Source organism: Caproicibacterium sp. BJN0003 (assembly GCF_026314295.1).
Taxonomy (GTDB): domain Bacteria; phylum Bacillota; class Clostridia; order Oscillospirales; family Acutalibacteraceae; genus Caproicibacterium.
In genome coordinates, this window is the sequence record NZ_CP111108.1 from 1,930,256 (window position 1) to 1,945,086 (window position 14,831).

The window sequence follows — 14,831 nt, forward strand, 5'->3', positions numbered from 1 at the left end:
ATTTGAGTTTCACCGCATACCCGTCGATAGAGATTTTGTGAAGATACTCCGCCGATGTGGAAGATTTGTTCCGGGATCATGACCCGATATAGAATAAAATTGGGAAAGTCTTAACTGTCCTCATCGAAATCATGGATAAACCTATCATTCTTCATATGATGGAGCTTTAGCTGTAGAAAAGCAGCTCATTTCCCCCTAAGCAATTATAATTTTTACCAAAATTCAGTGTATCTTCGTCTTCAATGATGAAAAGGGTATATGAATCTTTCGTGCTACCATTAGCATGAATTTTATGTTTAAAGAAAAAGCTCTGTCATCTAAAAGACAAAGCAAAAAAATAAGGCACTGTTTTTCACAGTGCCCAAAGGATGCTGAATGACAAGCTCTGCAGGTATAACACCTGCAGAGCTTGTCATTTTTAAAATCTGCTGAACTTCTATCTATTCTTTTTTCCGAAACTCGAAAAAGCAACTGCACAGATACTGCATAGATACTTTTTCCTTATAAAAATCAAAGCATACTCTCAATGATCGGATCAAGCTCTTCCGGCGTCACAGTCGGCTCATATCTTCCCTTCACAATTCCGTCTTGTCCGATTAGAAATTTAGTGAAATTCCATTTGACCTCGTCACCTTCCAGATTTTCCGGGTAATGTTCTTTCACCACGCTATAAATTTTCTGTCCGCTTGCTTTCTTCAATTCAAAGCCTTTAAAGGGAGCAGCTTTGGTAAGAAATTTGAAAAGTGGATCGGCATTTTCTCCTCGCACATCAATTTTTGAAAACATTGGAAAAGTAACGCCGTAATTCAGTCTACAAAACGATGAAATTTCCTGATTGTTTCCCGGCTCCTGTGCAAGGAATTGATTGGATGGAAAGCCAAGGATCACAAATCCACGATCCTTATATTTCTGATAAAGTTTTTCCAGTCCATCATACTGAGGTGTGAATCCGCATTTGCTGGCTGTGTTCACAATTAACATAATCTTCCCTTTATAATCGGAGAGCGATACTCTATCCCCTTTGATATTGTTCACAGCAAAATCATAGATACTCATGGTGGTTACTCCTTCCTTACTTGATTTCTAAATTTAATTTTTTGAAATATGGCATTCAGTCGAACTTTCCATACTGCCAAAATGCGCTCTTGTCTTAAATGACCAGAGTCGGAGGAGCATAAACCCTCGTGGCCAGTTCCGAGTCAAGCAGATAAAGTCCCTTTGCATCTTTACCAAACAGGTCATACTTTTTAACGACGTCTTCCGTATTTTTTTCCTCTTCGCCTTGTTCCTTTACAAACCAGTCAAGAAACTGCATCGTGCGAAAGTCTTTCTGCTCATAGGCAACAGCATAAATGCTATTGATCGACGCCGTAACTTTTTTCTCATGCTCAAATGCAGCGTTGGCCGGCTCACGGAAATCTTTAAAAATTTTATCCGGTGCTTTTACATCCTGTAAAACGACCTTCTCGTTATTATTCAACAAATATTTTACAAACAACATGGCATGGTCGCGCTCTTCCTGAGTTTGGACGTAAAACCAATTGCCAAAACCGTTAAGGTTCTGGTCTGTATAATAGCTGTAAATATCCAGATAAAAGTATGCGGAATACCATTCCATATTTATCTGGTTATTCAATAGGGATACCAATTCTTGATTCAGCATTTTTATCGTCTCCTTCTTAATATATAATAGACAATGTTACAACACTGTACGAAGTTTCCCTTAACCTAAAAATTCATCAAAGAGAAAACTTACCATCTATAAGAATAAATTGATCAGTCATATAACTTACAAAGTAGCTGATGAAAAATAGAATCGATCAATTCTATTTTTCTCTACCGCCAAATCTCGATGCAATACAAAGACTCTTTAGAACTTATGATACATTTCCTTTTTTGCACCGCAAACAGGACATTTTTCCGGAGCTTCGTCCAGAATAGTATTTCCGCAGATCGGGCAAACATAGATTGCCTTCAACTCAATATCCTTGCCAGCTTTCACCGCATCCAAAGCCTTTTGAAAGAGTTCTGCGTGAAGCTTCTCCGCTTCCCACGCTCCGTGAAAGGAACGTTTTGCGCCAGTTTCATTCTGAAATTCCGCCGCATTCAAATAGACTGGATACATCTGTTCCACTTCATGCAGTTCGCCATTAATTGCACCCTGCAGGTTATCCACTGTTTTGCCTGTGCCGAAAACGCCACCGGCAGTTACCGTAGCATCTGCAGTACTCCCGCCGATTTCACGAAAATGATTGGTTGCATGTACCTGCTCGGCATAGGAGATTGCCTTAAACAGCCTTGCTACATTTGGAAATCCTTCTTTTTCTGCCATCTCCCCCCAGATCAGATAACGCATATGCGCCATGCTTTCACCGCCGTATGCGGAATGCAGAAAATCAGAAGTCATTGCATTTTTAACAGCCATTTTAAAAACCTCCAATAATTAGATTTAAATATAGGACTTGAACAGTTGATTCACATAGTTAAGGTCGTTTTTTCGACGAAATGTAGTCTTGTCTTTCCGATACAAAAGCTCAATCGGAATTCTATCGCCGAATTCCGTGCACTCCTGTATGACGGTGATTTTGTGGTCATAAGATTCATTCAGCTTGCAGACACACTAATTGTACCAAATGAAAGTGCCCGTTTTATTAAAACTGATGCATAACTGCAGAACATCGACCAACACATAACCTTTGTATTCGATTGCCTGTTTCACCAGTGATATCAAATGTTCTTTGTGACCTATAAATGCGTGTACAACAAATCCGGCACCGCACCCAATGGCAAGAAGAACCGGGTTAAACGGTTCGTTAAAGTTTCTGTCCGTCTGGACACCGGTTTTCAACCCCATCATGAAAGTCGGCGATGCTTGTCCTTTGATCAGCCCATAAATCTGGTTGTCATTGACAAAATGCATGATATTGACATTGCGGCGAATATTGTGGATGAAATGATTTCCGCTTTTTCCATATGAATTCCCATCGCCGGTATCAACAATAACAGTGAATCTCTCATTGGCAATTTTGGCCGTTACGGCCACAGGGAGAGAACATCTGTTACCGACAGCAATCAATACCTCCGAATGGCTTTTGCAGTTTAAAACTCAGCTTTCCAGAGGCCATGCAAATTGCAGTATGCATAGACGGTACCCGACTTCACTTCGTTAAACTCTGCTTTTGGCTCTTCGCCTGGCTTTAGATATTTCAGCTCTACTTTGTCATCAGCAACAAGTGCAATCCACTCAATGTGGTGCTCCGGTAGCATGGGATGCGGCGTGGAGCCAACGACGACATGAATTTTACCGTTTTCTTTGGAAACGACCGGAACATGTTTTTCCTTTGCTGCGTCAGTTGAGTTAGCCACAAGTTTTGTCATAGCCTGGTCACAGCAGGTAAGCGTTCCTCCGCCTTTTTTAATCAACGCAACAATATTCCCACATCTCTCACAACGATAGAAATCAACAATAGACATTTTTAAGACTCCTTTTCATTATCTTTTATTGACCGGATGCGATAGGCAATACCGGCAATAATCAAAATTTGTTCAAAGACATTTATCAACTGATTATTCCGGAATAATGCAGCCTTCCCTAAACTCTGCCGAGCAAGCTGCTTCATTCTCGATTACGAAATCCTCTTCAAATTCCACGTCTGCCTTCCAGAGGCCATGCAAATTGCAGTACGCATAGACGGTACCCGACTTCACTTCGTCAAACTCTGCTTTTGGCTCTTCGCCCGGCTTTAGATATTTCAGCTCTACTTTGTCATCAGAGACAAGCGCAATCCATTCGATGTAGTGCTCCGGCAGCATGGGATGCGGCGTGGAACCAACGACAACATGAATCTTACCGTTTTCTTTGGAAATAACCGGAACATGTTTTTCTTTTGCTGCGTCAGTTGAGTTGGCCACAAGTTTTGTCATAGCCTGGTCACAGCAGGTAAGCGTTCCTCCGCCTTTTTTAATTAAAGCAACAATATTTCCACATCTCTCACAACGATAAAAATCAACAATAGACATTTTTAAGACTCCTTTTTTTAAAATTTACTGTACCCCTTGTTTTTAAAATCATCCATATATTTCCTTTTTTGTTTTCCAAACAAAGTATACTGACTTTATTTAAATCAATCAAGCTAAATTTCATTAATTCTTAAGATTATTTTTTGTTTAGTTTTAAAATCATAACAAGAAAGGCCACCTCATTCACATCTGCCTAGGCACCGGGTGGCCAAATGTTCGTAAAATAAAGGTTTTTGGTGTCAGGCAAACGAATTATTATTAAAATCTTTAGGTTATAATTATTTCAGTGCTTAAGACTCAATGAGACTCAGAGATAACTTTTACCCATTTAGAGAACGCATCCATAAATTTTTTCAAGTACGTACGGGTCGATTCATCAACAAGTTCTCCTTTTTCATTCAAAAGAGAAGCCACTTTGCTGATATACATTTCCGGTTGCTGAAGAAGCAAAATATTCAGGAACACCATGGGTTGACGCAGATGGTGATTGGCTCCAAACGCTCCAAGACCGCCTGGAGATACACTGATGATGCCGCCCGGCTTTCCGCTCCAGACGTTATGCCCATATGGGCGGGAACCAACATCCAGTGCATTTTTCATTACGGCTGGAACAGAGCGATTATATTCTGGGGTTACAAAAAGGAACCCGTCGAGATCTGCCACTTCGTTACGGAACTTCTCATAAGATTCGGGTGGCTGCCCATCATCATCAAAGTCCTGATTGTACAGCGGAAGATTTCCAATATCGATGAAACGAAATTCAAGTTCCTCCGGTGAAAGCGATACAGCTGCCTTTGCAATAGAGCGGCTGTAAGAATCTCTGCGAAGGCTTCCCACAAAAATTCCAATCTTTTTCTTGTTCATAATTCATTCTCCTCATATAATAAATTTTGGATACAACTTTGAGTGTTTCCATTTAGTTCACTTATTTGTTTATCGGCAAACTTTATGATATTTTAACCTGCGAAAAGCTATCGAATTTGATATAGGCCACATTAGTGTGGGCAAAGAGGATCGGACGATTGTTAGCTCCTCACTGGTTCTATTCAAACAGGTAACAGGTCATAGATAGTGCCCCCCATCGTACACGAATCGTTAAACACCGTCAATCGATCATTTTCCTGCGACGCGCCTAACACATAGAGAAGCGGCGCAAAATGGTCCGGCGTATAAAATGCCATTTCTGCCGAACGCCCTGCTTTTTTGTAATCGATAACGTCTTTATAGTTTCTTTTTGTGACGCTGTTTTTGATATAAGAATCAAACTCCTGTGCCCACTGGTAACCGCCCTCCATATTCCAATTAACCTGAGAAAGATTATGGACGACATTACCGCTCCCTAAAATCATGATGCCCCTATTGCGAAGTTTCTTTATCTCTTTGCCAATTTCAAATTGAGTTTCAGCATCGGCGTCGGCATCGACACTCATCTGATAAACTGGAATATCGGCTTCCGGATACATATGGCAAAGCACAGACCAAGTACCATAATCGATTCCCCATGTGTTATCCACAGTTACCTGCCTACTAATCAGTTGAATTGTTTCATGCGCCCGTTCCATGTCGCCCGGTGGCTGATAAGCAACGCGGTACAAGGCTTCTGGAAAACCGTACATGTCGTAGATGACTTTGGGTCTTGGCGCATCGGTTATCTTCGTGCCATGTGTAAACCAGTGTGCTGAGATGGAAAGGATTCCCTCGGGCCGTTTCATCTCTTTGGCGACCTGAGTCCACATCGCCGTATAGGAATTGTTTTCTATGGCGTTCATTGGAGACCCATGCCCTATGAAAATCGCCGGCATTTTTTCAGCAATCGGCGCATTCTCCGAAACAAGATAAGAACCATCTTTTATAACCTTAATTCTGCCTTTGTTTCTTGCTTCATTCATAATGTTTCACTTTCTGCTTCGCTTTTCTATATTTTGATAATTTAATCTTAATATGCTATAATTAAATTGTAAAGTAGACAAATTTTTTATACATGATTTCATTTATTAGTCTTGCTTTATATTATAAAGTTACTGGAGAGCTGTTTTTATGAAAAAAAACGAAAGTTGTCTTCAATCAATCGTTGCAGTAATGGATATATTTGGGAACAAATGGTCATTCTTTATTATTCACGAACTTTGTTCTGGTCCAAAGCACTATAATCAGCTACGAAAAGAATTGCATATTAACACAAAATCCTTGTCGGATACACTTAAACATTTGGAAGAAAACGGCATAATAAGCCGATCTGTAACCCCGACGACACCGGTTACCGTTGAATATGATTTGACAGAAAAGGGACACGATTTTGACAGCGTACTCACTGCGATGTATGATTGGCGGAAAAAATGGTCGTGATGAGACGCTGTCCATTTATGTGGGCGGCAGTATGACAGCGTGCCAATGATTTCTCCGTCTGAGATTCACAGCGTCTGTTCATCAGATCATTTAGTGGACAGAAAAGGATTGATTTTTAAAAATAAAGGGAATAAACTGTTGTTGCACAACAACTTGAATAAACTCGTTATTGCACAAAAATTGCCCTACCCCGTCGAAGGAAAAGAGCAAAACAATATTCTGGTGTGCCTGCGAAGAAAATGGATATTCACCTTTTTATGATGAATCGCACAAAAAGACCGATTTCACGTGAAAAGTGTGTACTGGAAAAGTCGTCTTCTCCTATCTGTGATGAAACCCGTTATTTACTTTAAACAATTTTTTATTAGTTCCCCTTTCAGTTATTTCCTGATGAAATTGCAATGTCTAATATCATAATTTAAGGAGGTGTCCGATTTGATTAAACGAAAAATCATCAAGCAAATTCGTGGACAAAAAGCTGTAGATGGCGCTGGAGTCCATCTTGTTCGCGTGCTCGGTAATAACGATGTTAAGGATTTTGATCCGTTTCTAATGTTGGATTCGTTTGATTCTACCAACCCATCCGACTATCTCGCCGGATTTCCCATGCACCCACACAGAGGGATTGAAACCATTACGTACCTGATTTCCGGCAGAATCGATCATGAGGATTCTCTGGGAAATAAAGGCACAATTCACCCAGGAGAGTGCCAATGGATGACAGCAGGCAGTGGCATTTTACATCAGGAGATGCCAAAAGAATCAGGCAGAATGCTGGGATTTCAGCTATGGCTGAATCTTCCTCGAGAAGAAAAGATGGCAACGCCTGCTTATTGTAGCCTTACAAGAGATCTGATCCCCAGAATTAACAATGGAAAAGCGGAGATTGGGATTCTTTCCGGCCATTTTGGGGAAGCAGTCGGGATCACTCCGGCACATATTCCTGCAACGATTTATGATATTGCGCTTCCAATCGGTGAGGACATTACCATCCCAACAAAGGCGAATGAAACAGTGTTCGTTTTTCTCATTGAGGGGGATGCTGTTATAAATGAACAGAAAATATCATCAAAATCAGCGGTTCTATTCGGAAGCGGAGATAGTATCACCGTTTCGGCACAGCCACAATCTGGGCTGCGGTTTATTTTCTTTTCAGGAAAAGCACTTCATGAACCGATTGCGTGGGGCGGACCTATTGTAATGAATACTCAGGAAGAACTGATGACTGCATTCAGAGAGCTTCAAAATGATACCTTTATTAAGCACAGTTGATCTCAAAACTGACCTAAAAAATACTCTCACAAATCTGTTTTGATGATAATAAAAGATCATAGACCATAAAAAAGTTTCTACAGGATTAAGGATTATTCTTCAACCCTAGTAGAAACTTTTTTCGGTATAAAGTAACAGCTCTTGAAAAGTTGATTTTTTAATTGCTAGCGATCTTGTCTGTATGTAACGTAGTTTCTCAATTACATAACACTTTGTCCAATCCGAATATATTGCCGGACATACAGAAAACGCTCTCTGTTGGTCAGATCCCCTTTCGCTTGTGAACGAGGACACCCATTCGATTTTCTGGCGCGAATTGGTGGAGCAAAATCAATTAATGAAATGGAATTCTCGTTCTTTGGGTAGCTTTCTGCCCGCCTTTTGCCTATGCATGCTGTTTATCCTTTATACAATGCTGATCTGGCATATTGATGTGAAACCTATCGGACCAAATGGCTCTGCCGTGGGTTTTGCGTCGATCAATTGGTGGCTTTATTCAATTATTGACTATTTAGGGCTTGTGCCTATCGATATATGAAAACTTAGTTCAAATATATTTTGTTAGGAGAGTATTATATGGAATATAACGACACCGATAAGTTTTTTATGGATTTCTTGGATCATTATAATCAAGCCTTCTATGATAAAGACATAAACAAGCTCAAGAAGTTCTATGATTCTACTAATAATGTCCTCATCTATTTTGACAATCATAAGAACAATGATACCTATCGTTTGGATGAACATTTGCGCCTAATATCTGACTTCTTTGAGAATGGGAAAGCAACGGAGTCCGGAGGCGTAGAGCCCCTTATAATTGAAAATTTACATGTGTTTCATAAAACTGATTCAGCTTGTTTATGTTTTATAGCCAGATATAAAAGCTTCCCTACTCCTGCAATAAGAGCTACCATGTATTTAGAGTACATTGATAACAACTGAAAAATAGTGCATGTCCACTGTTCTTTTGAACCGGAAGAATAGCGAGTCAAGGACTGTGGTCATCAGCACAAGGGGATTGCCTGCAAGCCATTGGCAGTACTGGATTTATCCAAGTCCTATAATTTCACTCAAGAAAAGCGAAAGACCGGTGGTTCAAAATCATCGGTCTTTCGTTTTGCCTGTATTCATGCGGACTCGCGGGATGTAAATGCTGTACAGCTACTCGCGTCCAAAATCTCATCAACATTATTTATGGAAAATCATAACATGTAATGTGGAGAACAAGGTTACTTCATAATTTCTTATTAGTTAGGGGATAAAATATATGCCTAAAATAGATCAATATGATCTTAAACGTAGTCCACAGATTTCTCTACTCGGTACAGAAGAACAAACCGCAAATTTGCAGTTGACTCTAAGCACCGCCTCCACAGCAGGTGTTTTAACTGGTACTGTGACGTCTGGTGGCGAACCATTGCCCGGTGCTACTGTTAAGGTGTTTGATACAAATAACATTCCTTTCGCACACACCATAACCGGTCCATTAGGCCAGTATACAATTGCAAGTGTAGCCGCAGGCTCTTATCGGGTAACTGCTGCAAAGGCTGGTTATCTTACGCCAGATGTTGTTTCTGTATCAATCCTTGCCAATCGGCCGTCTACGTTAAATATAGCGCTTTCACCTAATCCGGATGCGATTTTAAATACCCTTTTCGGTAAAGTAATTCAATCCGCACCATTGGAGCCGATTGAAAATGCAATCGTCAATATTTATTCGGTTTCAGAAGATGTAAGGACTCTGGTTTCGACCACCACCACCAACAGTTCCGGCCAATATCTTGCTCCTTACCTTACCAATGGTGACTATGTTGCTATTGCCAACAAAGAGGGATACTTTCAAACTGAGAGCGCAATTCAAACTTTGGCAAACTCCGAGATAACTCCTTTAAACCTTTTCCTAATTCCAAATCCGGAAACAAATACAGGTACAATAAGCGGACTTATCACCAGCCAGACCACACTTCTTCCAATTGCAAATGCCACGGTAGCGCTTTACCAGATTGTTGGGACTACCGAGACAATTGTTCAGCTTACCAAAACGAACAGCGGTGGAAGATATTTGTTTGGTAACGTGGAGGAAGGCCAATATGTCATAAAATCTTTTGCTCAAATTAACGTTGTTTAAAGCAGGTACGATTATGACCATTATTGATGTCTTACAGCTTGAGAGATCTAAAGCTTTCACAGTCGAACCCAGGCAAGAAGTCTCTGTAGATTTGTCTCTGAAAAAAGTTCCTGCTGTACCTGACACCAAGCTGACAGGGCAAGTAATTGGACATTGTTTACCCATAGCAAGGGCAACCGTTAAAGTCCTCGACAGAAACAATCACCCAATTCATCACACCATAACAGATTCTCAGGGAAACTTTTCATTTTTAAAAGTGCTGCCGGCAGGGGATTATTATGTAATTGCCACTGCTGATCATTATAAAACATCTACAGAGTATCGAATTTCTTTAAAAATTGGCGAAGACCTCTCTATAATCATTGAACTCAAGCCGGATTGCCTTTTGAATTTAGGAACAATCTATGGCACAATCAGAGATAATACGGGAAATAAACTATCTGATGCAAAAGTCATTATACAAAGATATAATAACTCCGGAAAAATCGCAGCAATCACAACATCGAATACCGATGGTGAATATCTCGTATACGGATTAAAACCAGGAAAATACTGGATCTCAGCAATTAAGGATGGATATTCCTTTGATAAAAAAGCATCCTTTGATGTAAAGCCTAAAGATATTATCATTATGAATTTATTTCTATACGAGATTATTGCATGCAGAAACGGCACAATCAGCGGACAAATACTTTACAAAGAGCAACCAGTTTCACACGCTATTGTAGCTCTTTACCGCATAGTTGAAGGCAATCATACCCTGATACAGCTTAAAGAAGCAAATAGTGACGGTATCTATCTGTTTGCAGACATCACTCCCGGTGAGTATTTGATCAAAAGCAAACATGAAGGGTTAGAAAAAATAAATTCAGTGAACATTAATTAACAGTATTAGTAGGAAAGTCCATGCACAAACAAACATTATTTTTGGCTATCCCGTAATCATGGAATGTTCTTTAATAGAGCCCATTTTTTAACTTTTCACTGCCCATAATTCCTTGATACTACTCGATTTTTTGAATAATGCCATAAGAACACTCATACCATTGCAGAGTCGCCAAACTTGACGACTCTGTTTCCTTTTTCTCGCTTTTTGATTTATTCCCTAAATATGATGTAGGTGCTTCATTTCTAGCTCAAATTGATGATCAAAAGCCTTTCATCTCTGGATTTACAATAGTCAGCATAAGCTGCTTTTTTCTTTGCTAAAAGTGCCATGCATTCAGCCTGTAAGCTCTTGATGATGAAAAGTTTATGCGTTATCTTTGCTGATGTAAATTTCATTGGTAACATCGATAAATATATTTCCCTGCACTACAGGTAAAAATGATACAAATTAATTTGTTGACCTATAAAATTCACTATATGCTTATCATGCTATTTTGTTAGAAGATAGCTAAACCTCGCCACGATTGATTTTATTACAATTGCAACTGCTAAAATGATTAAGGCTGTTGTCGGTTCCTCAATGATTGGCAGTTTCCATTTGAATACTTGCGTTAAAAATGTAAGCATCGCAACAGTTCCAAATATATATCCAAGTATGCTCAATGGGCTGGCTGGAGCGACAGATATGAATTTTCCAACACTCATAGTGCACATCAACATTCCAACAATGCCCAAAATAATGACAGCCGATCTTGGACCTTGTAACCCGAAAAGTTTATATCGAGACAGTCCAAATATCGTAATTATCCCTGTAATTATGATCTCGAAAATCAGCAAAGATATATTTTTCATATTCGTTCCTTTCTGTTCAACCGAAACATATGTACAATGGAACTATCCATTATCCTTTCCGCTGTCCGGCAAAAAGAGTTCCAGTTCCCAGTCAATAAGCTCGATAGCCGTACCTTCTTTTGTCAAGTCAATTCCGGTATATCGCATAAATGCATCCGTTCGATAAAAAACCAGTTGTAAAAACGAGATCATCTCATAAGCAATCATTCGGCATTCTGTCTCGCTTCTTCTTGTACCAAAGTGATCTCTAATTTCCGGAAGTATAAGCTGTGGCAAAGTGATTTCATCTTCCAAAAGCAGATGTGGGACATATAACTTTGTGTAGCGCTGGTATTTAACAACAATATGACAAATTTCTATGAAGATATGCCTCAACCGCTCTTTCGGGGATTCCGATGGATTTCCAGAGGTCTGAAAGATACCAGCTGAAACATCCAAAATTCTAGATACAGCTTGAGAAGTAAGAGCCTCTTTTGAACCATAATAATAGTTGATCATGGCAAGGTTTACTCCTGCCCGGCTAGCTATCTGACGTGATGTAACTTTTTCTGGTTGTTCAGCTTCTTCCAGTAGTCCTATTGTTGCTTTTAGTAAAGCAGCCTTTTGATTTTCATCTTTCATTTCATTTCTCCAAAGTTAAACGTGTTTAATACATGTTTAATTATATACAGTTCAAATAGAATTGTCAAGAAAATTTTACTATATGCCATAGATCTGTTCCTATCTAAAATAGCATTAATCATCTATTAGCTGTTATTCTATTTTCTTAGCTTTATTGCTTTCTTATGTGCCCTACTCATTTGCACCAGGGTTATCCTCGACTCCGTACCCCCTCCCCACTTATAGCAAAGGTCTCGCCGCGGGCAATTACAAGGATCTGGAAAACATCGATTGCGGAATCAAGGGTAAACGTGATATAAAATGTTCTCTGGTAAACCAATAGCGGTTGATGCTATCGCTCCGAAAACAGTTTTCTGAGGCTCCAATTTCGGCGAAAGGCCAACTGGAATGAACACACCTTTTGCCATGATTTCAACACGCAAAGCTGTTTTTTACATCAGCATATTATTGTAACAAAAAAGCCAAGACCTGCAAACCACGACCCCGTCGTTACTATAATGTTCGGCTGTAATTATCATGCCTTTAATCAAAGCTTCAAATCATTCCAATATACCTTTAATGCTTTTCCAATAAAATTTGAAGCTCCCTTCCCATACATCTTATCGTTTGCTTCGATGAGTGCATTGTCCAATAAAAAGCCTTCCGTTAATAAATGCCAATCGTTATTCTTCAATCCATTTGTCTCTTCTTTCACTAAATCTACCCATTCCCCCACAATACATTGAATTTCATTTGAAGACACATCTTTTCTCAAATCTAATGTGAGTTTTTTCATTAACTCCGCCGTCTTTGCTATATAATCTCCGCTTATTAAATGATTCAAATTTTGAGCTTTTTTCGGTAACTCATTCAGATACTTTTTCATAGCTGCCGTATAATTATCGATGCTTCCGTAAAATTGAATAGCAGCTTTTGCCGCTCTTTCTTCATTTTCCTTGATCTTGTCTACTGTCTGATCAAACTTGTCCACGCTGCCCCATATTTTTACAATATCCTTCTCATGATTGTTTCTGAATCCTTTTAGCAAGCCAAAGTACTCACTCATGTCGAATTCTTTGAAGCTTATACTTTTTTCTCCTTTTATGAGCTTATTCAGCAAAGCCAAAAGGTCATTTAATCTGTCACGTTTTGCTTCGAGCAGCTTTTGCTGCCGAATAAAGGCATCATTTTTATCATATTGTGGGTCTTGCATGATTGCTTTGATGTCTTTTAATGGAAAGTGGAGTTCTCTAAAAAGCAATATTTGCTGCAAGATTTCTAAAGCAGCAGCATCGTATAATCTGTAGCCTGATACGGTTACTTTAGTCGGCTTAAACAATCCGATTTCATCGTAATATTGCAAAGTCCTTACACTAATTCCAGTCAGTTGCGATACTTGCTTTACAGTCTTCATGCTCTCCTCCTAAATATATAATTTTTCTTATTTTCTAAAGATTTTGGCACAGATATAATGTATTCTATTGTTATTTAATCTTAATAACTTTATTTAAAAAATTCATTTTATTCGTTTGGTGGGGAATCACGATTGATACACCATCATATTTTTTATCCTTTAAAATTTGAATGATCAGATTACAAGTTTCAATATCTACATTCGCAATGGGTTCATCCAGAATGATGATATCTTTATCATCCAACAACGCACGGATAAAAGCAATAATCTGTGACTGACCTCCTGATACACCGGAGGTGTTTTGACTGATTTCGGTATCAAGTCCCTTTGCCATTCGATCAATGTATTCACGTAAACCAAGGCTGTCAATTAGGCTTTGCACATCCTGCCGAGTCTTATTCTCATGGCCATACAAAATATTACTAAGAACAGTCCCACGAAACAAAAAATAGATAGAGATCACAATAGCTTTTGTTGCCAATCAAAACTTTGTCAAGTAAATTTTCTGTGAGGTATGGAATCGGAGTTGAAATTAAAGAGCTAACTGTAATTCCCAAAATTCCAATCAACAAAATAAATCGGTATTTTTTAAAAAACAGCTTAAGCTTTAATATGCTTTTCCATCTTCCCGTCATAATCAGTCCTTTTCATGGATTTTCTCCTTATTAGAATACACTATCACGCAACGTGAGTGTCAACCCCTTTTTCAAATTTCATGGAACGCCTTTAAAACATGGCGAAGTTATTCAACTTTAGCCCACAAGTCTTCGGCATTCCTGACTTTTTTAAATAAATGACTAAGAAAGACCTTGCACCATAAAAAATCCATGTGGCAAGATTTAAACCTGCTACACGGATTTTCTTTGTTAAATGATTTAATCTTTTAAAATCAGAACGTGAAATAGTAAATAAATTTATTTTAGTTACTTTTAAATTATAAGGATAAAAGCATAGTACTCGTGCTTAGTTCCGTTGTTTCTGTTATCAATCCGGAAATCAATCTGATCGGTGTTGTAGTCTGATGCAACAGGGGCCAAAAATTACAACGTAAATTTCACCACACCTTCGCCGATGATACTCATAAGAAGGCCAATTGCTATTGATAGGATAATGGAACATAGAATCTAAGGCAAGGACTCAGAATTACAAGATAATTAGTCATGAATATACGATTCATTTATAGCTCGAATTACCCGCACCATCTAGTCCACGAAATTAAAATGTTTCGTGGCTCTTTTTGTGTCATCTAAATGTGAACTGGAAAATAAAAAAAGTACAACCGTAGAGGAAAGGCTCTGCAGTTTCACTTTC

15 protein-coding genes and 1 pseudogene are annotated in these 14,831 nt (G+C 39.0%); 5 read left to right on the forward strand and 11 right to left on the reverse strand.

The window, feature by feature from the left end:
* Positions 1–510: 510 nt before the first annotated feature.
* From OP489_RS09635 to ygiD, 8 genes and pseudogenes are all read right to left on the reverse strand, one after another.
* Positions 511–1,056, reverse strand: coding sequence for a glutathione peroxidase (locus OP489_RS09635; protein WP_266161772.1), 546 nt, complete (start codon positions 1,054–1,056; stop codon positions 511–513).
* Between the two features lie 94 nt (positions 1,057–1,150).
* On the reverse strand, positions 1,151–1,663 hold the full coding sequence (locus tag OP489_RS09640) for a ferritin (protein WP_266161773.1): 513 nt from the start codon (positions 1,661–1,663) through the stop codon (positions 1,151–1,153).
* A gap of 207 nt (positions 1,664–1,870) precedes the next feature.
* Complete coding sequence (locus OP489_RS09645) at positions 1,871–2,425, reverse strand: rubrerythrin family protein (RefSeq protein ID WP_266161774.1); 555 nt, start codon at positions 2,423–2,425, stop codon at positions 1,871–1,873.
* 195 nt (positions 2,426–2,620) lie between these two features.
* Complete coding sequence (locus tag OP489_RS09650; protein ID WP_266161775.1) at positions 2,621–3,076, reverse strand: thiamine pyrophosphate-dependent enzyme; 456 nt, start codon at positions 3,074–3,076, stop codon at positions 2,621–2,623.
* A 23-nt stretch (positions 3,077–3,099) separates the two neighbouring features.
* A complete protein-coding gene (locus OP489_RS09655) occupies positions 3,100–3,474 on the reverse strand; it encodes a desulfoferrodoxin (RefSeq protein WP_266161776.1) in 375 nt (124 codons plus the stop codon).
* Positions 3,475–3,648: 174 nt separating this feature from the next.
* A pseudogene (locus tag OP489_RS09660) lies at positions 3,649–4,020 on the reverse strand (desulfoferrodoxin); the annotation flags it as partial.
* 297 nt (positions 4,021–4,317) lie between these two features.
* Complete coding sequence (locus tag OP489_RS09665) at positions 4,318–4,884, reverse strand: NADPH-dependent FMN reductase (protein ID WP_266161777.1); 567 nt, start codon at positions 4,882–4,884, stop codon at positions 4,318–4,320.
* A 182-nt stretch (positions 4,885–5,066) separates the two neighbouring features.
* Positions 5,067–5,909, reverse strand: a complete 843-nt coding sequence (ygiD, locus tag OP489_RS09670; RefSeq protein WP_323135407.1) for a 4,5-DOPA dioxygenase extradiol — start codon at positions 5,907–5,909, stop codon at positions 5,067–5,069.
* Between the two features lie 148 nt (positions 5,910–6,057).
* Here ygiD and OP489_RS09675 point away from each other — a divergent pair, with 148 nt between their 5' ends.
* The 5 genes from OP489_RS09675 to OP489_RS09695 all read left to right on the forward strand — a co-directional run bounded on the left by OP489_RS09675 (position 6,058) and on the right by OP489_RS09695 (position 10,652).
* Entirely contained in the window at positions 6,058–6,366 is a 309-nt protein-coding gene (locus OP489_RS09675; RefSeq protein WP_266161778.1) for a winged helix-turn-helix transcriptional regulator, read from the forward strand.
* A 435-nt stretch (positions 6,367–6,801) separates the two neighbouring features.
* Positions 6,802–7,638 (forward strand): pirin family protein, encoded by an 837-nt coding sequence (locus OP489_RS09680; protein WP_266161779.1) that lies wholly within the window; start codon positions 6,802–6,804, stop codon positions 7,636–7,638.
* Positions 7,639–8,214: 576 nt separating this feature from the next.
* Entirely contained in the window at positions 8,215–8,580 is a 366-nt protein-coding gene (locus OP489_RS09685) for a hypothetical protein (protein ID WP_266161780.1), read from the forward strand.
* 325 nt (positions 8,581–8,905) lie between these two features.
* A complete protein-coding gene (locus OP489_RS09690) occupies positions 8,906–9,766 on the forward strand; it encodes a carboxypeptidase regulatory-like domain-containing protein (protein ID WP_266161781.1) in 861 nt (286 codons plus the stop codon).
* A gap of 13 nt (positions 9,767–9,779) precedes the next feature.
* Entirely contained in the window at positions 9,780–10,652 is an 873-nt protein-coding gene (locus tag OP489_RS09695; RefSeq protein ID WP_266161782.1) for an MSCRAMM family protein, read from the forward strand.
* A gap of 896 nt (positions 10,653–11,548) precedes the next feature.
* Here OP489_RS09695 and OP489_RS09700 read toward each other — a convergent pair.
* The 3 genes from OP489_RS09700 to OP489_RS09710 all read right to left on the reverse strand — a co-directional run bounded on the left by OP489_RS09700 (position 11,549) and on the right by OP489_RS09710 (position 14,001).
* Entirely contained in the window at positions 11,549–12,127 is a 579-nt protein-coding gene (locus tag OP489_RS09700) for a TetR/AcrR family transcriptional regulator (RefSeq protein WP_266161783.1), read from the reverse strand.
* Between the two features lie 526 nt (positions 12,128–12,653).
* Positions 12,654–13,520, reverse strand: a complete 867-nt coding sequence (locus tag OP489_RS09705) for a MerR family transcriptional regulator (protein ID WP_266161784.1) — start codon at positions 13,518–13,520, stop codon at positions 12,654–12,656.
* Between the two features lie 70 nt (positions 13,521–13,590).
* Entirely contained in the window at positions 13,591–14,001 is a 411-nt protein-coding gene (locus OP489_RS09710) for an ATP-binding cassette domain-containing protein (RefSeq protein WP_266161785.1), read from the reverse strand.
* Positions 14,002–14,831: the final 830 nt, after the last annotated feature.

Excerpts from the sequence above, each read along its gene's own strand:
- OP489_RS09635 (WP_266161772.1), bottom strand. The coding sequence starts at position 1,056 with ATGAGTATCTATGATTTTGCTGTGAACAATATCAAAGGGGATAGAGTA.
- OP489_RS09640 (WP_266161773.1), bottom strand. The coding sequence starts at position 1,663 with ATGCTGAATCAAGAATTGGTATCCCTATTGAATAACCAGATAAATATG.
- OP489_RS09645 (WP_266161774.1), bottom strand. The coding sequence starts at position 2,425 with ATGGCTGTTAAAAATGCAATGACTTCTGATTTTCTGCATTCCGCATAC.
- OP489_RS09655 (WP_266161776.1), bottom strand. The coding sequence starts at position 3,474 with ATGTCTATTGTTGATTTCTATCGTTGTGAGAGATGTGGGAATATTGTT.
- OP489_RS09665 (WP_266161777.1), bottom strand. The coding sequence starts at position 4,884 with ATGAACAAGAAAAAGATTGGAATTTTTGTGGGAAGCCTTCGCAGAGAT.
- ygiD (WP_323135407.1), bottom strand. The coding sequence starts at position 5,909 with ATGAATGAAGCAAGAAACAAAGGCAGAATTAAGGTTATAAAAGATGGT.
- OP489_RS09675 (WP_266161778.1), top strand. The coding sequence starts at position 6,058 with ATGAAAAAAAACGAAAGTTGTCTTCAATCAATCGTTGCAGTAATGGAT.
- OP489_RS09685 (WP_266161780.1), top strand. The coding sequence starts at position 8,215 with ATGGAATATAACGACACCGATAAGTTTTTTATGGATTTCTTGGATCAT.
- OP489_RS09690 (WP_266161781.1), top strand. The coding sequence starts at position 8,906 with ATGCCTAAAATAGATCAATATGATCTTAAACGTAGTCCACAGATTTCT.
- OP489_RS09695 (WP_266161782.1), top strand. The coding sequence starts at position 9,780 with ATGACCATTATTGATGTCTTACAGCTTGAGAGATCTAAAGCTTTCACA.
- OP489_RS09700 (WP_266161783.1), bottom strand. The coding sequence starts at position 12,127 with ATGAAAGATGAAAATCAAAAGGCTGCTTTACTAAAAGCAACAATAGGA.
- OP489_RS09705 (WP_266161784.1), bottom strand. The coding sequence starts at position 13,520 with ATGAAGACTGTAAAGCAAGTATCGCAACTGACTGGAATTAGTGTAAGG.